The organism is Marinobacter sp. DSM 26671, from assembly GCF_900112835.1.
In the GTDB taxonomy this organism is placed as follows: domain Bacteria; phylum Pseudomonadota; class Gammaproteobacteria; order Pseudomonadales; family Oleiphilaceae; genus Marinobacter; species Marinobacter flavimaris.
On sequence record NZ_FONF01000011.1, the window covers coordinates 20,612 to 39,904 of the forward strand.

15 protein-coding genes are annotated in these 19,293 nt (G+C 57.6%); 14 read left to right on the forward strand and 1 reads right to left on the reverse strand.

Annotated elements, in window-relative coordinates; all coding sequences use genetic code 11:
• The first annotated feature begins 6 nt into the window (after positions 1-6).
• The 12 genes from BM035_RS13175 to BM035_RS13230 all read left to right on the forward strand — a co-directional run bounded on the left by BM035_RS13175 (position 7) and on the right by BM035_RS13230 (position 12,778).
• On the forward strand, positions 7-2,124 hold the full coding sequence (locus BM035_RS13175; RefSeq protein WP_254775500.1) for a VWA domain-containing protein: 2,118 nt from the start codon (positions 7-9) through the stop codon (positions 2,122-2,124).
• Between the two features lie 17 nt (positions 2,125-2,141).
• Positions 2,142-2,984: an AAA family ATPase gene (locus BM035_RS13180; protein WP_092032403.1), complete on the forward strand. Its 843-nt coding sequence runs from the start codon at positions 2,142-2,144 to the stop codon at positions 2,982-2,984.
• Positions 2,985-3,018: 34 nt separating this feature from the next.
• Positions 3,019-4,197, forward strand: coding sequence for a vWA domain-containing protein (locus BM035_RS13185; protein ID WP_092032405.1), 1,179 nt, complete (start codon positions 3,019-3,021; stop codon positions 4,195-4,197).
• A 355-nt stretch (positions 4,198-4,552) separates the two neighbouring features.
• Complete coding sequence (locus BM035_RS13190) at positions 4,553-5,101, forward strand: AraC family transcriptional regulator (RefSeq protein WP_254775502.1); 549 nt, start codon at positions 4,553-4,555, stop codon at positions 5,099-5,101.
• Between the two features lie 6 nt (positions 5,102-5,107).
• Positions 5,108-6,514: a tetratricopeptide repeat protein gene (locus BM035_RS13195; protein ID WP_092032407.1), complete on the forward strand. Its 1,407-nt coding sequence runs from the start codon at positions 5,108-5,110 to the stop codon at positions 6,512-6,514.
• The gene (locus BM035_RS13200) at positions 6,511-9,318 is read left to right on the forward strand and encodes a tetratricopeptide repeat protein (protein WP_254775503.1); all 2,808 of its coding nucleotides are present in this window, start codon (positions 6,511-6,513) and stop codon (positions 9,316-9,318) included. Before BM035_RS13195 ends, BM035_RS13200 begins: the two co-directional genes overlap by 4 nt.
• On the forward strand, positions 9,308-9,790 hold the full coding sequence (locus tag BM035_RS13205; protein WP_088557159.1) for a hypothetical protein: 483 nt from the start codon (positions 9,308-9,310) through the stop codon (positions 9,788-9,790). Before BM035_RS13200 ends, BM035_RS13205 begins: the two co-directional genes overlap by 11 nt.
• Positions 9,791-10,138, forward strand: a complete 348-nt coding sequence (locus tag BM035_RS13210) for a hypothetical protein (protein WP_092032409.1) — start codon at positions 9,791-9,793, stop codon at positions 10,136-10,138.
• A gap of 13 nt (positions 10,139-10,151) precedes the next feature.
• Positions 10,152-10,778, forward strand: coding sequence for a MotA/TolQ/ExbB proton channel family protein (locus BM035_RS13215; RefSeq protein ID WP_092032412.1), 627 nt, complete (start codon positions 10,152-10,154; stop codon positions 10,776-10,778).
• Positions 10,775-11,305 carry an ExbD/TolR family protein gene (locus BM035_RS13220; protein ID WP_092032414.1) on the forward strand — a complete coding sequence of 177 codons (531 nt, stop codon included), beginning with the start codon at positions 10,775-10,777 and terminating at the stop codon, positions 11,303-11,305. Before BM035_RS13215 ends, BM035_RS13220 begins: the two co-directional genes overlap by 4 nt.
• Entirely contained in the window at positions 11,302-11,790 is a 489-nt protein-coding gene (locus BM035_RS13225) for an ExbD/TolR family protein (RefSeq protein ID WP_092032417.1), read from the forward strand. The genes BM035_RS13220 and BM035_RS13225 overlap by 4 nt, the downstream gene beginning before the upstream one ends.
• Positions 11,783-12,778: an AgmX/PglI C-terminal domain-containing protein gene (locus tag BM035_RS13230; protein ID WP_254775505.1), complete on the forward strand. Its 996-nt coding sequence runs from the start codon at positions 11,783-11,785 to the stop codon at positions 12,776-12,778. Before BM035_RS13225 ends, BM035_RS13230 begins: the two co-directional genes overlap by 8 nt.
• Before the next feature lie 47 nt (positions 12,779-12,825).
• Here the strand turns inward: BM035_RS13230 and BM035_RS13235 are convergent, their stop codons facing one another.
• Positions 12,826-13,311, reverse strand: a complete 486-nt coding sequence (locus BM035_RS13235) for a MaoC/PaaZ C-terminal domain-containing protein (protein WP_014577221.1) — start codon at positions 13,309-13,311, stop codon at positions 12,826-12,828.
• Positions 13,312-13,511: 200 nt separating this feature from the next.
• On the opposite strand from BM035_RS13235, the gene BM035_RS13240 reads away from it, so the two are divergent.
• Both BM035_RS13240 and hrpA read left to right on the forward strand, forming a co-directional pair.
• A complete protein-coding gene (locus BM035_RS13240; protein ID WP_092032420.1) occupies positions 13,512-15,188 on the forward strand; it encodes a long-chain fatty acid--CoA ligase in 1,677 nt (558 codons plus the stop codon).
• 123 nt (positions 15,189-15,311) lie between these two features.
• Complete coding sequence (hrpA, locus tag BM035_RS13245; protein WP_175497397.1) at positions 15,312-19,247, forward strand: ATP-dependent RNA helicase HrpA; 3,936 nt, start codon at positions 15,312-15,314, stop codon at positions 19,245-19,247.
• Positions 19,248-19,293: the final 46 nt, after the last annotated feature.

Consider the following 19,293-nt stretch of genomic DNA (forward strand, 5'->3'; position numbering starts at 1 on the left):
AGAGAGATGACATCGAGATGGCTTGGTCTGTTTGCGGTTTTCCTCGCGCTCAGCCTGCCTGCCGGGCTTAACGCCCAGGAAAGTGATGACGTTCAACTGCCAGAGCAGTCGGACGTGCGGATCATTGTCGACATCTCGGGGTCCATGAAAGACACCGATCCGGAAAACCTGCGTCAGCCTGCCGTTCGACTGCTCGCCCGGCTGTTGCCGGAGGGTGCCACCGCCGGTGTCTGGACCTTCGGGCAATACGTCAACATGCTGGTGCCGCATCGTGAAGTGACCGACGCGTGGCGCGACATGGCCATTCAGCGCTCTGCGCAGATCAATTCGGTCGCCCTCAGGACCAACCTTGGAGCGGCGATCGAGACGGCAAGCGATGACTATTTCACTGACGGCGATCTGAGCCGTACCCACTTTATCCTGCTGACTGACGGCAAGGTCGATATCTCCGACGATCCGGCGGCCAATACAGCAGAGGAAAACCGGATATTGGACACAATTGTTGCGGACCTCATAGAGCGGGGCGCCACGTTTCATCCGGTCGCCCTTTCAGAGGCTGCCGATACCGACTTTCTGAAAGCCCTGGCGACGGAATCCGGCGGCCGGTTCCAGGTGGCCGATACCGCGGATGCGCTGAACCTGGCGTTCCTGCAGGCCCTGAATACGGCGGTCCCTCAGGAGCAGATTCCGATTGAGGGCAACGGTTTCACCGTGGATGAGGGCGTTCGTGAATTTACCGCCCTGATTTTCTGGGGAGAGTCCGAGACCCCGGCAACACGGGAGCTTGCACTGGTTCGCCCGGACGAACAGACCGTGAATCTCTCCGAATTCCCCGATAATGTCCGTTGGGCAAGGGAAGCCGGCTATGACCTGATCACGGTCAATGAGCCGTTGGCCGGGCAGTGGCGTATCAATGGCGAGCTGGGCGAGGGTAGCCGGGTAACCGTGGTCAGCGACCTCAGGATGGTCGTTAATCCACTTCCACCGTCGTTTACAGCGGACGACCCACTCAACATCCGGGTTGGCTTTTTCGAAGAAGGGGCAAAAATCACCAATCCTGATTTTCTGGGTGTGATTGAAGTCAGCCTCAGTATCACTTCGGAAGATGGCAGAAGCGGAACCAAGGTATTAAGCGGTGAGCAGCCGCCGGAAGACGGCACCTATCGGGATACCGTGAGTCGATTGCCAGCTGCGGGCCTCTACACCTTTGATGTGGTCGCCGACGGCCAGACCTTCAGCCGCAAGTTCAGTGCTACCGTCGGGTTCACGGTGCCTGAAGGGGCAGAGCCTGCCGATCAGCCAGTTGAGCAGGTGGAGCCTGAGGTGTCAGAACCGGCGCCCGCCACCGAGCAGCCTGAGCCGGAGCCGCCAGTAGCCGAGCCGGAGCAACCCGAGCCTGAACCAGCGATTGCTTCGCCCATCGACGTTAGCCAGGCAGAGGAGCCGATAACGCCGGCGGCCCAGGAGCCTGAACCAGCACCCGTGCAGCCGGAAGAAAAGGAAACCGCCTTTGCCATACCTTTGTGGATGGTTGGTGCAGCAGCCGGTGGCCTGGTAGTGATTGGCGGCCTGGTGTGGTTTGCACTTCGCCGGCGGAAACAACGCCAGCAGGAGCAGGCTGAGGCGGCCGCTGAGCGCGAAACGCTTGAGGATCTTCAGGAGGAGCCGGAACCAGAGCCGGCCACGGCGCCTGTCGTAGAATCAGACGAAACTGCGGAGCCCGAACCGGATGAGATTCCGGAGGTCACAGAGGAAGCGCCAGAGGATGATATGTCCGAACTGGAAGCCGTGATCGATGAGCATGAGGCCACTCTGAAGGCGGAAGATGAAGCGCTTTCGGAACCCGAAGTGGAACCGGCCGATGAGCTGGAAGAGGACATCCCGGTGGCCGATACGCCGGTGGAGGAAGAGCCTGCGGATATGGACGAGGATATCCCGGAGCTGGAAGATGTCGCCGATGCTTCCGACGCCGATACGCCGGAAGAAGATGACGAGGAAGAGTTCGGGCTGGAGGATTTCGATCTGTCCGAATTTGACGATTTACCCGATTATGATCAGGACGAGTCCGGATTACCCGAAGATGATCCGAAAAAGAAGCCTGATCAGAAAGACCAGAAAAAGTAACCAACAGGAACCAGAGCATGAAGTTTACCGGCACCGAGAAGTACGTAGCCACCGATGACCTGCAAATGGCCGTCAACGCAGCAATTGCGCTTCAGCGCCCGCTGTTGATCAAGGGCGAGCCGGGCACCGGGAAAACCCTGCTGGCGGAGGAAATGGCCGCTGGTCTGGGTATGAGGCTGATTCCGTGGCACATCAAATCCACCACCAAGGCCCAGCAGGGGCTTTATGAATACGATGCGGTTTCCCGTCTGAGGGACTCCCAGTTAGGTGATGAGAAGGTCAAGGACATCAGCAACTATATCGTCAAGGGCAAGCTTTGGGAGGCCTTCGAGGCGGACGAGCAGGTGGTTCTGCTGATCGATGAGATCGACAAGGCGGATATCGAATTCCCCAACGACCTTTTGCTGGAACTCGACCGGATGGAGTTCTTTGTCTACGAGACCCAGAAGTTGGTTAAGGCAAAGAAACGCCCGATCGTGGTGATCACCAGTAACAACGAGAAGGAACTGCCGGATGCGTTCCTGCGTCGCTGTTTCTTCCACTACATCAGCTTCCCGGATCATGACACCATGCAGAATATCGTGGATGTGCATTTCCCGGGCCTGCAGCAGCAAATCGTTCGCGATGCCCTGGAAGTCTTCTTCGATGTGCGCAAGGTCCCGGGGCTGAAGAAGAAGCCCTCTACCTCGGAGCTGATTGACTGGCTGAAACTGCTGATGGCCGACGAGCTGTCGGCAAAAATGTTGCAGGAGAAGGATACCAGCTCGGCGTTGCCGCCTCTGTACGGTGCCCTGGTGAAGAACGAGCAGGATGTGCACCTGTTGCAGAAGCTCGCCTTCATGGCCCGTCGCCGCAGCTGATTCTCGGCAAGATCATTGGCAAGAGTCACGTTTTATGTTGATTGAATTTTTTCTTGAAGTCCGGCGCGCACGGGTGCCTGCCAGTCTGAGGGAATTTCTGGACCTTCTGGAAGCCCTGCAGAAGCGGCTCGCCTTTGCGGACATGGAGGAATTCTATTACCTGTCCCGTCTTTGCCTGGTGAAGGACGAGCGCCACTTCGACAAGTTTGACCGTGCCTTCCAGGCCTATTTTGAAGGTATCGAGAATCTCGACGACCTGCTGGAAGCCCTGATTCCGGACGACTGGTTGCGGGCAGAATTCGAGAAGCACCTGTCGGAGGAAGAGAAGGCGAAGATCGATTCTCTGGGCGGCCTGGAGGAGCTGATCGAAACCTTCAAGAAACGGATGGAAGAGCAGGAGGAGCGCCACGCCGGCGGCAACAAGTGGATCGGCACTGGGGGCACCTCGCCATTCGGGGCAAACGGCTACAACCCGGAAGGCTTCCGGATTGGCCAGAAAAAAGGCCGCCACGGCAGGGCCGTGAAAGTCTGGGAAAAGCGCGAGTTCAAGGATCTGGACGACAGCGTGACCCTCGGCATCCGCAACATCAAGGTGGCGCTGCGCCGCCTGCGGAAGTTTGCCCGCCAGGGCGCGGCGGACCAACTGGACATGGACGACACGATCCGTTCCACGGCTCGCAATGCCGGATACCTGGACCTGAAGATGGTGCCCGAACGGCATAACGCGGTAAAAGTGCTGATCTTCTTCGATGTTGGCGGGTCCATGGACCCTCACGTTCGTGTCTGCGAGGAGCTGTTCTCGGCCGCGCGGCTTGAGTTCAAGCACATGGAATATTTTTACTTCCACAATTTCATCTATGAGAGTGTCTGGAAGAACAATATCCGCCGGATGAACGAAACCACCAGCACCTGGGACATTCTTCACAAGTACACGCCCGACTACAAAGTGATCTTTGTCGGCGACGCGACCATGGCACCCTATGAAATTTCCCATCCCGGTGGCTCGATTGAGCACTGGAACGAGGAAGCCGGCGCCACCTGGTTCCAGCGAATTACCGAGCACTTCCGTAAGGTCGTCTGGATCAATCCGCTCCCGGAGAGTTACTGGGGTAGCGGTGGTTCGTTGGGTATGACCAGGCAACTCGTTAACGATCACATGTACCCGTTAACCGTTGAAGGCCTTGAATCGGCCATGAAGCAGCTGAGTAAATAAAAAAAGCCGATGCGGTTGAGGGCATCGGCAAAACTCGGCATATCAAGCGGGGTTGCCTGAAGGCACTCCCGCCGCTTTCCAGTGAGCAAATACAGGGCCACTTGACTTAAAAGCTGCTAAAACAGTTGTTTAAAATTCAACTTATCCGCTGAATCTTCCCGGCCCCCCGATATCCCTCCTGACTCTGTCAAATAACTCGACACTCTTCCCACTCTTCCGACCGCTTAAGCTTTCGCTGTGCGTTTTCCATTTGGTGATCTGTATACCGTTCTTGGCGGTTACCAAGTGTTACGCTTCCTGCCGATCTGTTACAGAAGTTTGCATGAGTTACAGAGGCTACAAAGGCGGGAGGCTTATGTTCGGCTCACAACAATCACAAAGGCGCCGGATAGAACACCAAAGGTTAGTCCGCATCGGGGCACTGGTTCTGGCATTGCTGGCTGCCTCGGCTGCAGCCGCCGACGGGCTTGACGAGGAACTCGAACGCCTGAATGCTGAAATCGCCAGCCATTCCGAGCGCGTCTTCGCCCTTGAGCAGAAGGTCCTGCATCCGGCCAATACCCGACTGGCAGTTTTTCTGACACTTCAGAGCCGGGATGCCCTCGATCTTGATTCCGTCGAACTCTTCGTGAATGGCCAACCTGTCGCTTCCCACCTGTATTCCGATAGAGAGCGGACATCGCTTGAACGCGGCGGAATCCAGCAGTTGTTTACCGGGAACCTGGAAAACGGCGAGCATGAGTTGAAAACGGTGATTACCGCTCGCTCCGCCGATGATGATTTCGTGCGGCGGGAATCCATCCATAGGTTCAGAAAACGCCCCGGCGTGCTTCGTTTGCAGATTAGTCTGGAAGCCCGGGCGCCCGATTACGAACCTCGGGTTTCTTTCCTAGAGTGGGAGTAGGGCGCCATGATGCTCCGGGTCCTCCTGTTTGTGTTACCTCTGACTGTTTCCAACTTTTCCGGGGCGGCCACGCCGGCAATGCCGGATGATGTCCTTTCTGGTCTCAAGCAATTCCGGCAGGCGGGAGAAGTCGGCGTGGATCTTGGGGACAGACGACAGCAAGCGCTCTATGAAGACGCTGAGAAGGCACGAGCCGAAGGCCGCACAGATGAGGCCGGGCGCATCCTGGCCGGTATGAAAGAGGGCTACTGGGCGGCTCTGGGATACCTCAATCTTGCCAGTGATTACGCGAAATCCGATCTTAACCCGGCCAGAGCGCTGGTTGCTCTGCGGGTTGCGTTAGCCATGTCCGATGGTGACGCCGATTCCGAGCGTAGCCAGCATCTGGAGAATAATCTGTTGGTACGTGCGGGCTACCTTGCCTACCAGCACGGCGAATTCGATAAAGCGATCGGCTTTCTGGAGAAGGTCGATCTCGACAGTTTCAACACGCCGTGGGCCCTTTACCTTCACGGCTTGGCGCTGACAGAAAAAGGCAATCACCGGGCCGCTATGCAGAGCTGGCATCGAGCCAGGAAATATCCTTTGGCCTACCCGGGAGTTGCCGACGCATGGATAGGGATGGGGCGCGGCTACGATCTCTCCGGCTATCTCGGGCAGGCTGGAGAAGCCTACCTTGCGGCCAACGCTGCGTTCGAGAGTGAACGGGTCACGCTTCGTAAACTTGCCGGCAAGATTCGCGAACAGGGCGCCTACAAAACCCTGGTGGAAGATGCCAGGGAGACCGGAGTTGACTGGTTTCTTGCCGACAGCCGCACCTTGACTCAACCGCGAATGGCCTATCTGTTGGGCTTCATGGAGGGTCCGGAGGCGCAGAGGGCGGCGGGGCGAGTCGTGGCCCTTCGCACCATGGCGGCAAAGCTGGATCGCCACGGTCATGATCTGCAGGTGTTCGGGGGAGCGCTTGAAGACAAACTCGCCGGCATGCAGAACCCGTTCGCCGATCAAAGCAAAATGGATCTCTCCGCGCGGGGCAAGGATCTGAGTGCCAGCCTGGAGAGTTTGGCCAATCAAGCCGATCCCGACCAGCAAGCCCGTATTCGCTCCCTTCATAAAACGCTGGCCGACACACAGGCCAGACTGGAACAGGTCCAGGCCAGGGGATCCCGGCAGCCGGAAACGCTGGATCGATTGCGTCGTGAAGCCCTTGCGCTGGAAAGGCGAAACGAGGTGTTGTTATCGGCTGTTCGTCAGTTGCTTGATAGGTGCGAGTCGGCGCTGGACAAACTGGCACTTGAGTATGTCGAAGCCAGAGATCAGCAGATGGCCTTTGCGCTGGACAAAACCGAACAGCAAATTGCGCATCTTTACGAATATCTCGCCCTTCAGAGCCTGGAGGAGACGCAGCCATGATGAAACCAGTTGCGGGCTTGTTCCTCTGCTTGATATTGGTGGTGCCGGCTGCAGCCCAGGAAGCCTTTCGTGTAGAGCTTGGGCGGGACGGAGAGACGATCGGGGACATGCGACCGGTGTTTCTTACTTTTGAAAGCAGGCCGATGCCGGCGATCTCGCCTTCGGAAGTGGCCCGGCGCTACCATCGCCTGTTCAGGACATCGGACGAGCCTGAGGTTCGGATCGATGCCCTCAACCGGCTGAGCAACATCAGGGATCGGTCAGGATCAGACGTTGGCTTGTCGGCGTCTGAAGAAGAACAGGTCTACAGCGAGGCCATCAGCAGCTATGAGTCTATTCTCGAGCGAGGTTCCTATGGCGGGAGGCTTGACGAGCTGCTGTACCAGATGGCCAAGGCCCATGCTCTGACGGGGCAGCAGGATGCTTCAATCCAGAGGTTGAAACAGCTGGTCGGGTTATATCCGAAATCCCCTCTTGTGCCAGAGGCCAGGTTCCGATTGGCTGAATCCGCCTTCGCAGCCGGACGCTACACAGAAGCGGAAACCGGCTATCTGCACCTCGTTAATTCAGACGCTGGTGGAGAGCTGGGCATCAAGGCCAGATACATGCTCGGTTGGAGCCAGTTCAAACAGGGGCCGTCTGCGTGGAGCAGGGCCGCAGCGACCTTTATCAGAGTTCTGGATGAGTTCCTGCCGAGCGCACAGAGCCTGGGGTCAGTCAGCGATTCGAGCGTTGATACCATCGATGACACGTTTCGGGTGCTTGCCCTGATGGCTGCCCGAAACAGCGGTACGGACACCCTTATTGCCTGGCTGGATGGGAGCCGGCCCCACCACTGGGAACATCTCCTGTTCGATCGGCTGGCCGATTACTACGCGGTGAAGGGCGAGACCATCGCAAGTGTTGCTGCCAATCAGGCCTTTATTGACTATTCGCCCAGTCACCGTGCTGTGCCTGCCTTCCGGTTACAGATAGTGGATGTGTGGCAAGCGGCTGGTGATCCGGAGCAGGTTCGCAATGCCCGTGCGGAGTTCGTCGCCAGCTACAGCCAGGATTCCGCTTACGCCGCTCTGACTGGTGAACAGAAGAATAAATGGCTGAGTTTCAGCAAACGGTTGGCGGATTACCACTATGACCTGGCCACACGATTGGTGGAACAGGGCCGGGTGGCGAAGGCTGAATCCACTTTTGCTGAGGCAGCGGTTTATTACGCACACCTGGCTCCGAGGATTGATCAGAGCGGCGAAATGCTTCGCCTTGCTGGTGATGCCTGGTTGCAGGCGAGGGATTTTCCGAAAGCGTTGACGAATTTTCGCAGAGCAGCCTATGAGTCGCCCGGTTACAGCGAGGCTGCCGATGCTGCCTGGGCCGCTGTTGCTCTGTTGAGAAACAGTCTTGACCAGCCGACCACTGTGTCTGCCTTTCAACCCGAACTGAAGGATGTTTCCAATGAGGCCAACCGCTTTAGTGGACGTTTCGAAGGGGATAGCCGGATTTCCGGCCTGATGGCAGATCTCGCCGCCCGGTGGCTGGCCGCCGGCGACCATCAGCTGGCGTTGGATTATGGTTCGCGAGTATTGACTGCGCCCACTGCGTCTCCGGCAGAGCGATACGCAGCATGGCAGGTTATGGCCCGGATACGCCAGGAAGAGGGCGACTATGGTCTGGCGGAGCGTGCCTGGGGCCAGGCGCTGAATCTTGCCGAAAGTGAACGGCTCGCAAACGTGACCGAAGAGCAGGTCTCAGCCATTCGGAAGCAACTGGCGACGTCCGTCTATCGCCAGGCAGAGCTCGCGGTATCCAGTGGCAGGCTCGGAGAGGCCGTTGGGCACTTCCGACGGGTTGATTCGGTTCTACCAGGTTCGGACGTTGCCATCCGTGCGCGCTACGACGCGGCAAACACCTTGCTCAAAGCATCAGAGTGGAGCGCTGCCGTCGGCGACCTGCAGAGTTTTCGCGCCGATTTTCCCCAGCACGAGCTTACTGCCGGCATCAGCGAAAAGCTGGTACATGCCTGGATTCAGTCTGATGAACCCACCCGCGCGGCGTCAGAATTATTGCAGGCCGCCGACAATCACGCTAACCCATGGAGCCTGAAGTTGCGGGCTGCGGAATTGTTGAATCAAGCCGGGAATGTAGCGGAACGAAATGCCCTTTACAGGGATTACCTTGCAACGGCTCCGAAGGCAGAGAGCGGGGCCGAATATGAACAGCTCCAGACATTCCGGCATCGCCTGGTAGAAACCGGCGACAATCCCGATGCCTGGAGGGAAGTACTGGTCCAGTCAGAGCTGGACAGCACCTGGCACACCGCCGACACCCTTGAGTGGGCCTCCCGGGCGTCACTGGTGCTCGGTGCCCGTGCGGCTGCAGTGTTTACCAGCATCAGACTGAGCCAGCCGCTGGAACAATCTCTGGCGCGCAAGCAAAAGGCGCTGGAATCGGCTCGACAGAGATTCCTGGATGCCGAAGCTCTGGGCGGCGAGCGAGTTCTGTCTGAATCGCTGTTCCGACGGGCCGAACTCTATCGTGGTCTGGCCAAAGACCTGATGGCATCCACGGTTCCAGCGGATTTGAATGAACTGGAGGCGATGCAGTATCAGATGTTACTGGAGGAAGAAGCTTTCCCATTCGAAGACAAAGCCATTCAACTGCATACGGAGAACCATCGCCGGATTACGGCCGAGGGGTATGACCCCTGGATAGGACGCAGCCTTGGCGTTCTTGCGGAGCTGCACCCGGGACGTTACGAGCGGAGCGTTAAGTGGCTTGGCTGGACTATGGAGATCAGGGATGGCGTGTAATTCAACGGGGAAAACGGGCCTGCCACTGGCGGCGCTTCTGGTGTTGCTCGTCGGCTGCGCCGGGCAGGAAGTCCGGCAGCCGGAGAAGCCCATCGGAAAGGATCCGGAACTGGCAGCAAGTTATGAACAGGAGGGGCGGGTGGCCTTCGAAGAAGGTCGCAAAGGCGCGGCTGTGGATGCATGGCAAAAAGCCGTGGAGCTGGATCCGACCAGGGCGGTGACAGTCAACAACCTGGCGCTCGTTCTAAAGGACCAGTACCGATTCGCCGAAGCGGCCAGGCTACTGGAACTGGGCATCAGCCATTCGCCGGATGTGGCCGAGCTGCATTTTAATCTGGCGGTGATTGCCGAGCTCTATTTGCTGGATCTTCAGACTGCCCTTGAGCATTACAACCGCTACCGGCAGCTGACGGATAAAGAAGACCAGCAGGTGGCTGGCTGGATAGCAGATCTGGAACGGAGGCTGCAATAAATGGCTGATATCCGCAAAACTGCCAAAGTCGTCTTACGCTTACTTGCGCTGGTTGGCCTGCAGTTAATGCTCCTCATCCCGGCGCAGGCGGATCAGGAAGAAGCGAACCGGCTGGCTGTTGAAGGTATATCCGCCAGCCTGGGCGAAGATGAGCCACGTGTACTCTACATACTGCCCTGGCAAGCCCCAAGCCTGCCAAAACGACCAAGGGCGGACCTGAATGACGAGGCGCCGGAACTGGTCCGGCCGGTAGATCCAGTCGTCCTGGAGCGTCACCGTCTGTTTCGTGAAAACCTTAATCCTCTCATCCTGAGCCCAGTTGGAGACTCAGGCCTGGCCGAGCAATAACCGGAGAACAATCATGCTGGACACGATCGTACGTTTTTTCCAGGAAGGTGGACCCTTCATGTACCCCATCGCCACTGTCCTGGCATTGGGGTTGGCGATTACTCTGGAGCGGTTCTTCTATCTCTCTGCGGTGCGGCGGCGAAACCGGATTGCCTTTGAGCGGGGCATCCTGCCGCTGCTGCGGAAGCGGGACTATCAGCGGGCCATGAAAGCTGCCACAAACTCAGACAGTGCGATTGCCTCAATCATGGGGGCAGGCATCGGCCGTCTGCTGAGCAACAGCCGTAGGGAGGATATTGAGTACGCCATGGAAGAAGGCTTGATGGAAGTGCTGCCGCGCCTCGAAAAGCGTACCCAATATCTGGCAACCCTGGCCAACATCGCCACGTTGCTCGGCCTGCTGGGAACCATTATTGGTCTGATTGCTGCGTTTACTGCGGTGGCGGCGGCAGATCCTTCCCAGAAGGCCAGTCTGTTGTCCGAAAGTATTTCCGTGGCCATGAATACCACGGCTTTCGGCCTGATGTCGGCCATTCCGTTGCTCATGTTTCATGCGGTACTACAGACCCGAACCAATGAGATTGTCGACAGCTTTGAAATGGCCGGCGTGAAGTTGCTGAACATTGTGTCTGAAGCATGAGACGCCGTCATCGCAGGTTAAGCATATTGCCGGAGCTGGATATTACCGCCTTTCTCAATCTGATGATTGTGCTGGTACCTGTCTTGTTGCTGGGCATGGTATTCAGTCAGGTTCGAATGATCGAGCTGAATTTTCCGGGTATGGACGCCGGGGAAGCGCCGGCGCCCGAAGAGATCCGTCTCGTGGTTACTTTGATTCCGGAGGGTATTGAAATCGCCGACAGTGATCGCGGCTTGATCCGTGTGTTGCCGGCAGAGGAGGCAGCTCAAGACTTCGAAGGCCTGCGTCAGGTACTTCGGCAGATAAAAAACCGGGTTCCGGAGAAGACCGATGTGGTTCTGGAAGTCGGGCCAGACATTGATTACCAGACACTGATCACGGCCATGGATACGGTCCGTTCTTATCCGGCTGTGGTTGCGGCCAGCCTGGTTGAGGGAGAGCTGTTTCCTGATGTCTCACTGATGGATGCGCCCGCAGACCGAAAGCTTGCGGCGAATGCCAGGCTTGAATCCGGGGAGGGCGTATGAAGACCTCGCGTAAGGCCAAAAGAATTCGTCGACATTACGGCCGTATGAAGAAGCCTGGGGGCCTGAACCTGGTGTCCCTGATGGACATCTTCACGATCCTGGTTTTCTTCCTGATGGTGAATTCGTCGGATGTGAAAGTGATGCAGAACACCGCGGACGTGCCACTGCCAAAGTCCACGGCGCAACAGGAGGCCGTTGAGAGCCTGACAGTCCAGATAACGGGCAATGCCATTCTCGTTCAGGGCAGCGAAGTTGCAAGACTGGAGGGTATCGAGATTGGTGATACCTATATCGCTGGGCTTTCGGAAGAGCTTTCCTGGCGTCGCAGTCGCTGGTCTGAAATTCCCGAGGGGGGGCTTGACGTAACCATCATGGCGGGTCGCGACACCGACTACCGATTGCTTCGCAAGGTCATGCAGACCTGTGTTGATGAGCAGTACCGGCAGGTGCGGCTCGCTGTGGAACGGGAGGTCCGAAATGGCTGACAGCGGATGGTCTCGAATGGGCGATTCAGGGCTGCCATGGAGTCGTGATCAGGCCGAGAGTCGACGATTTACGGGCATCGTCTTGTTGGTGACGGCGCTGTTTTTGCCGCCCGCGTTGCTAATTCCCATTCAGGATGTGCCGGAGATCGAGCGCAGCGAAGCCGAGACGATTCCCCCAAGGCTGGCTCGCCTGGTGGAGAAGCCGCAACCGGTGGTGACACCGGAGCCGGTGAAGCCCGAGGCGGAACCCGAGCCCGAGCCGAAACCAGAAGTGCAGCCTGAAAAGCCTGAAAAGCCGGAGCCGGAAGTTGCCGAGGTTGAACCTGCTCCGGAACCAGAGGTAAAACCTCAGGTAGCCTCGGAGCCAAAGCCGAAGCCAACGCAGACCAACGAGCAGGCGAGGGAGAAAGCGTCGAGATCGGGGCTGCTGTCGATGAGGGATAAGTTGGCTTCCCTAAGGTCCCCCGAACCAGCGCCGGCTCGCAAATTTTCGGTCAACACGGAAGGCAGCGCCCCGGGTCGAACCCGAGAGAATGAGGCATCGACGGAAGTCCTCGCTGGCAGTGGCGGAGTTGAAGATACGGTTGCTCCTGAAACAACCGTCGCTGTGGCTGAGCACGAGGTCAAAACAGTTGCGGCCCCCGTTGAAGAAACCAGGCAAGTGGTTGCTAAACCTGCCGAGACAGCCCCGTCCGCTGGTGAGCGGGCAATGAGCAATATTCGGAAAGTCTTCGATGCCCAGAAAACGGCACTCTATTCCATGTATCGGAGGGAACTCCGCCAGGACCCGACCCTGGAGGGCAAAGTCTTGCTGGAGCTGGTCATAGAGCCGGATGGTTCGGTTTCCGCCTGCGAGGTAGTCAGTTCGGAGCTTGGGCATGCCACCCTTGAGCAACGGATTGCCATGCGGGTACGGCTCTTCAATTTCGGGGCCGACAATGTTGAGCCCCGCAAGGTCAGGTTCCCGATTGATTTCCTGCCCGGGTGAATCTTGCGATCGGGCGGCCATAAAAATGGCTGCCCGATTTCGAGTTCTCAGTGTTCGATGGCGATTTTCGGCAGTCGCGGTTTGTGCAGAGACACCTTTTCCGTCGGGGCGATCACCTTCGCTTCACCGATGACCACCTTCTGTTCGTTCTGATTGCGCACGTCGCACTCCACCACAACCCGGCCTTTCGGCTCCTTGCGAAGGACTTTGAGATGAACGGTCAGGGTGTCGTCCAGTTTAACCGGCCGCTTGAACGAAAGACTCTGCTCCAGGTAAATGGTCCCAGGGCCTGGCATCACTGTTGCCAGGGCCGCCGAAATCAGCGAGCCGCTCCACATACCGTGGGCGATGCGTTCCTTGAACATGGAGCCTGCGGCAAATTCAGAGTCCAGGTGTACCGGGTTTACATCGCCGGAGACCGCTGCAAACAGCACGAGTTCGTCCTCGGTAAGGGTGCGCGTGAAGGTCGCGGTATCGCCCTCGTTCAGCTCGTCGTAGGTGATATTTTCCAGGGTATCAAGGGTATCGCTCATCGCGTGCTCCGCACTGTTGTCATTTGAGTACAGGTGTTCTGGTTGGTGTTCGGGTAAGAGTTTCGAAAACTACCTCATCGGTTACAAAACTGCTATTCTCTCCCCACTTTTTTGAGGCTGATACTTTTGTAGGGTTGATTTTTTGAGCAACCTGACATCGGTAAATCATTACAATCAAAAGCGCCAAACAGGAGATGGTGATGGATTTTGAGCAGTTCTATCAGGATAAATACCCCGCCGGCGTACCCCGCGAGGTGGACCTGAACAAGTACAAAAGCATGGTGGATGTGTTCGAACAGTCGGTCAAAAAATTTGCCGACCGTCCAGCTTTCAGTGCTGTTGGTGCAACTCTCACTTACCGTGACCTCGACACCCAGAGCCGCAACTTTGCAGCCTGGCTGCAAAACAAGACAGATCTGAAACCTGGCGACCGCATCGCGGTGCAGATGCCAAACGTCAGCCAGTACCCGGTCGTTGTGTTTGGCGCAATGCGAGCTGGCCTGATTGTAGTGAATACCAACCCGCTTTATACCACGCGGGAAATGGAACATCAGTTCAACGATTCCGGAGCCAAGGCGCTGGTGGTTCTGGCGAACATGGCCGAGAATGCCGAGAAGGTGTTGCCGCACACTGGCATTGAGCACGTGATTGTTACCGAAATCGCGGATATGCACTCGCCAATCAAGCGCACGCTGATGAATGCCGTGGTCAAGCATGTCAAAAAGATGGTGCCGCCGTTCAATCTGCCTCAGGCCCACAAGCTGCCTGCTGTTCTGAGTGCCGGCGCCCGTGAAAAATTCACCCCGGTAGAGTGCAAGCAGGACGACATTGCCGTGCTTCAGTACACCGGCGGAACGACCGGTGTGGCGAAAGGCGCGATGCTGACTCACGGCAACCTGGTAGCCAATCTGCTGCAGACCCGTCCTATGATGGAAGACATGGTGGTTGAAGGTCAGGAGGTTGTTATCGCGCCGCTGCCGCTCTACCACATTTATTCCTTTACCCTGAACTGCGGCATCATGCTTGAGGCCGGCGCGCACAACGTGCTGATTCCGAACCCGCGTGATATCCCGGGCTTTGTGAAAGAGCTGAAGAACCACAAGTTCACCGCTTTTCTGGGACTGAACACGCTCTTTGTCGCGCTTTGCAACAACGAAGACTTTCAGGATCTGGACTTCAGCAGCCTGAAGCTGACGTCCTCGGGCGGCATGGCGCTGACAAGCGACACTGCCAAGATGTGGGAACGGGTCACCGGATGTGAGATCTGCGAAGGGTTCGGTATGACCGAAACCTCCCCGGTTGTGACCTTCAACCCCCACAGCGCCATTCAGATCGGCACCATCGGCCTTCCGATTCCGTCTACAGTGGTTAAAACCCTGGATGAAGAAGGCAATGAAACGCCTCTTGGCGAGCCAGGCGAGCTGTGCGTGAAGGGCCCGCAGGTTATGCGCGGTTACTGGCAGCGCCCTGAGGATACCCAGAAGTCCTTCACCGATGATGGCTATCTGCGCACCGGGGACATTGCCCTGATTCAGGAAGACGGCTATATCCGTATTGTCGATCGCAAGAAAGACATGATCATTGTCTCTGGCTTCAACGTGTTCCCGAATGAGATCGAAGATGTGGTCAGCAGCCATCCGAAAGTGGTCGAGTGCGCTGCGGTTGGCGTTCCCGATGCCAAGAGTGGTGAGGCGGTCAAGGTTTACCTGGTGCCGACGGCTGAAGGCGTCACGGAAAACGAGCTCAAGGAGTTTTGTCGCGAGCGGCTAACCGCCTACAAGGTTCCCAAGCAATTCGAGTTCCGGGACGAGCTGCCCAAGACAAATGTGGGCAAGATCCTGCGCCGTGAACTGCGGGACGAGGCGAACAATAAGTAAGCCTTCCTGGCAGTGGATCAAGGAAAACCCCGCTTCGGCGGGGTTTTTCCGTTTTTAAGACACCGACTTTCCCGATAGACTGTCGCCCAATCGAATCCGAGTGAGCGCTATTCCGGCAATTCAATGACAGACACCCGTTCCGATACTCCGAGCACACCGAAACCCAAGCCCGATGGCGAAGCCGCCGTTAAAGCGATGATGGAGCAGCTGGACGCCTGCAATCAGCAGGAAGCCGCCCGCATTGTGAAAACGGTTGCCCGTACCAAGGGCAAACCGGGCCAGAAAGACCTGGAGAAAATGGCCAACTGGCTGGAGCGCGGGCTTGAAAAGGTTCAGCAACGCCATGCCCTGCACAAGCCGGCCAGCTTCCCCGAGGGCCTTCCGGTCTCCGAGCGTGTGGATGATATTCGTGAGGCCATCGAAAACCATCAGGTGGTAATCATTGCGGGTGAAACCGGTTCTGGCAAAACCACCCAGATACCCAAAATCTGCATGAATAGTGGTCGTGGTATTCGTGGCCTGATTGGTCATACCCAGCCCCGGCGGATCGCCGCCCGCAGTGTGGCTGCCCGCATTGCCGAGGAGATAGGTGAGCAGACCGGTCAGCAGATCGGGTATCAGGTTCGTTTTACCGATAACACCTCCGAGCAATCCCGTGTAAAGGTGATGACCGACGGCATCCTGCTGGCGGAGGTTCAGCACGACCGGTTTCTGGACCGCTACGATACGATCATCATCGACGAAGCCCACGAGCGCAGTCTCAACATCGATTTTCTGCTGGGCTACCTGCGCCAGCTTTTGCCCAAACGCCCGGATCTGAAGGTCATCATCACGTCGGCCACCATTGAGGTCGACCGCTTCAGCGAGTTCTTCGACAAGGCGCCCGTGATCGAGGTGAGCGGGCGAACCTATCCGGTGGACGTGCGCTATCGGCCACTGACCGGAGATGAAGACGACCGGGATCAGGGTTGGACGGATGGCGTGCTGGGTGCCCTGGATGAAATCGAGCAGCACGAGCGCAGCCAGAAACAGCCGCCGGGAGATATTCTGGTTTTTCTGCCCGGCGAGCGCGAGATCCGCAACCTCAGCAAGGTTCTTCGCCACGTCGACCTGCGCCATACCGAAGTGCTTCCGCTGTATTCCCGATTGAGCAACGCCGAGCAGAATCGGGTTTTCCAATCCCACAAGGGGCGACGGATCGTGTTATCCACCAACGTGGCGGAGACCTCGCTGACGGTGCCGGGTATACGGTACGTGATCGATACCGGTGTTGCCCGGATCAGTCGTTACAGCGTGCGCTCGAAGATCCAGCGCCTGCCGGTGGAACCTATTTCCCAGGCGAGCGCCAACCAGAGGGCAGGGCGTTGCGGTCGTGTTGCCCCGGGCATCTGTTTCCGCCTGTACGATGAGACGGACTTCATCAACCGCCCGGAATACACCGATCCGGAAATACTGCGCACCAACCTGGCGTCGGTCATTCTGCAAATGGCGACGTCGGGCCTTGGGGAAATTCGGCAGTTCCCGTTCCTGGAGGCACCGGATAAGCGTCAGGTCAACGACGGCTACAAGCTGCTGGAAGAATTGGGTGCAGTGGATGACAAGCGCCGGGTTACCCGGCTTGGTCGAACCATGTCTCGGCTGCCCCTCGATCCACGCCTGGCCAGGATGCTGGTCACAGCGGCGGAGCTTGGCAGTCTGGCGGAAACCTTGGTCATCATTGCCGGGTTGAGTATTCAGGACCCCCGGGAGCGGCCCCAGGACAAACAGCAGGCGGCGGATCAGGCCCACGCACCGTTCAATGACAAGGAATCGGATTTCGTCACCCTGCTGAACGTGTGGAATTTCTATGAAGAGCAACGCCAGGAGCTGTCCCAGAATCAGCTCAAGAAGGTTTGCCAGAAGAACTTCCTGAGCTGGATGCGAATGCGGGAATGGCGGGATATCCATCGCCAGCTGACGCTGATCTGTCGTGAACAGAAGCTGGCGGTCAACAAGGATGCCGCCAGTTACGAAGCGCTGCACAAGGCGATACTGGCGGGTCTTCTGGGCCAGGTAGCGGTGAAGGTGGAAAAGAAAGAATACCTGGCGACCCGGAACCGGAAGGTGCTGATCTTTCCCGGTTCGAAGGTCGCCAAGACTGGCCCGAAATGGATTGTGGCCACCGAGATCGTGGAGACCAGTCGGGTGTTCGCCCGGGTGGTGGCCTCCATTCAACCGGAGTGGATTGAGCCCCTGGCCGGACATATCGTCAAGCACCACTACTTTGAGCCCCACTGGGAGCAGAGGCGGGCCCAGGTGATGGGCTATGAAAAGGTGACGCTGTACGGCCTCGATATCGTGGCCAAGCGCCGCATTCCTTACGCCAAGGTGGATCCGGCGGAATGCCGAAATCTGTTTATCCGGCGAGCCCTGGTGGAGGGGGATTACCGATCAAAGGCGCCCTTTATCGCCCGTAATAGGGAAATGCTCGACACGGTTGAGAATCTGGAGAAGAAGACCCGGCGGCGTGACCTGCTCGTTGACGATGAAGTGCTGGTGGCCTTCTATGATGAACGCCTGCCGTCAGACATCATCAGTGGCCGGCACTTCGAGACCTGGTGGAAAGGGCTACCGGCGGAACAGTTGAAAGAACTGGAGCTCACCGAAACCGACATTCTTCAGCGACCGGTTGATGCCAAGGCCGCTGACCTGTACCCGGACTATCTGGAGTGGGAGGGTGTTCGTTACCCGCTGAGCTATGAGTTCGAACCCACCAGTGAAAAGGACGGCGTTACGCTTCAGGTGCCCTTGATGGCGCTCAAGCAGATACCGTCCCGTCGCCTGGAATGGCTGGTGCCGGGACTGTTGAGAGAAAAGTGCATTGCCCTGGTGAAATCGTTGCCCAAGGCATTGCGCCGGAATTTCGTTCCGGTGCCGGATTTCGTGGATGCCGCTCTCGAAAATCTTCAGCCTTCCAACGAACCGCTGACGCTTCAGCTTGGCGAGCAGTTGCGGCGCATGACCGGCGTGCAGATTGATCCTGATGCCTGGACCGACAGCGAATTGCCAAAACACTTGCGGATGAACCTTCGCGTTATGGGTGACGGCGGTCGCGCCATTGCAGAGAGCCGAGAAACGGCAGATCTTCAGCACCAACTTGAGGGTCAGGCCGAGCAGGCGCTGGCCTCGGCGACTCAGGATGATGCGGCAACGGAACCGAGTGGCGAGTACACGGAATGGCAGTTCGGCGCATTGCCTGAACAGGTACAGACAGAAAAAGGCGGTATGCAGGTTACTGTGTATCCCGCCCTTGAGGACCTGGGTAAGCAGGTACGCCAGATCCGTTGTCTTGACCGGCTGACCGCTGAAGATACGACTCGGAAGGCTATCGCCCGCTTGATCATTAATCGGTTTGGCCGAACCCTTGATGATCTGGAGCGCAAGCTTCCCCGGTTTAAACAATCTGCGCTGATGTTTGCTCCGGTGGGTCAGTCGAAAGTGTTGTTGGACGATCTGCTGTTGGCGACCGCCATGCAGCACTTTCTTACGGACGAAATTCCGAGGACAGCAGAGGGCTTCGACAGGGTGTTTGATGCTCACCGAGGGGATTTCATTCCTGCACTGGAGCAGGCAGACGAACGGTTGTATCAGGCCATGTCCGGTTACCAGAAAGTGGCGAAACAGTTAAAAGGTAAGATCAATCTGGCCATGGCCAACAGCATGGCGGATCTCAAGTTTCAGCTGCAGAACCTGGTATATCCGGGATTCCTGGTTGAGACGCCGCCTGAGTGGCTGGCGGAATTCGGGCGCTATTTTGAGTCGGCTCTGGTTCGGTTGGAGAAGATGCCCCGGGAAATGGGCCGGGAACGGGAATTTCTCCACACCATTGAGCCGCTCTGGTCCCGGTATGCTGTCAAGCGGGACGAACAGCAGCGGCAGGGCGTTCGAGACCCCGAGCTGGTGCTGTACCGCTGGATGCTGGAAGAATTCCGGGTGTCGTTTTTTGCACAGCAACTGGGCACTGTGATGACTGTGTCCGTAAAACGATTGGACCGGCAGTGGGAGAAAACGAAGGTCTGAGGCAGTAACGGGCGCACCAATCCGGTGCCCATGACTGATACCCGAC

Bases quoted from the DNA above. Each gene is read 5' to 3' on its own strand.
- BM035_RS13175 (WP_254775500.1), top strand. From the start codon at position 7: ATGACATCGAGATGGCTTGGTCTGTTTGCGGTTTTCCTCGCGCTCAGC.
- BM035_RS13180 (WP_092032403.1), top strand. From the start codon at position 2,142: ATGAAGTTTACCGGCACCGAGAAGTACGTAGCCACCGATGACCTGCAA.
- BM035_RS13185 (WP_092032405.1), top strand. From the start codon at position 3,019: ATGTTGATTGAATTTTTTCTTGAAGTCCGGCGCGCACGGGTGCCTGCC.
- BM035_RS13190 (WP_254775502.1), top strand. From the start codon at position 4,553: ATGTTCGGCTCACAACAATCACAAAGGCGCCGGATAGAACACCAAAGG.
- BM035_RS13195 (WP_092032407.1), top strand. From the start codon at position 5,108: ATGATGCTCCGGGTCCTCCTGTTTGTGTTACCTCTGACTGTTTCCAAC.
- BM035_RS13200 (WP_254775503.1), top strand. From the start codon at position 6,511: ATGATGAAACCAGTTGCGGGCTTGTTCCTCTGCTTGATATTGGTGGTG.
- BM035_RS13205 (WP_088557159.1), top strand. From the start codon at position 9,308: ATGGCGTGTAATTCAACGGGGAAAACGGGCCTGCCACTGGCGGCGCTT.
- BM035_RS13210 (WP_092032409.1), top strand. From the start codon at position 9,791: ATGGCTGATATCCGCAAAACTGCCAAAGTCGTCTTACGCTTACTTGCG.
- BM035_RS13215 (WP_092032412.1), top strand. From the start codon at position 10,152: ATGCTGGACACGATCGTACGTTTTTTCCAGGAAGGTGGACCCTTCATG.
- BM035_RS13220 (WP_092032414.1), top strand. From the start codon at position 10,775: ATGAGACGCCGTCATCGCAGGTTAAGCATATTGCCGGAGCTGGATATT.
- BM035_RS13225 (WP_092032417.1), top strand. From the start codon at position 11,302: ATGAAGACCTCGCGTAAGGCCAAAAGAATTCGTCGACATTACGGCCGT.
- BM035_RS13230 (WP_254775505.1), top strand. From the start codon at position 11,783: ATGGCTGACAGCGGATGGTCTCGAATGGGCGATTCAGGGCTGCCATGG.
- BM035_RS13235 (WP_014577221.1), bottom strand. From the start codon at position 13,311: ATGAGCGATACCCTTGATACCCTGGAAAATATCACCTACGACGAGCTG.
- BM035_RS13240 (WP_092032420.1), top strand. From the start codon at position 13,512: ATGGATTTTGAGCAGTTCTATCAGGATAAATACCCCGCCGGCGTACCC.
- hrpA (WP_175497397.1), top strand. From the start codon at position 15,312: ATGACAGACACCCGTTCCGATACTCCGAGCACACCGAAACCCAAGCCC.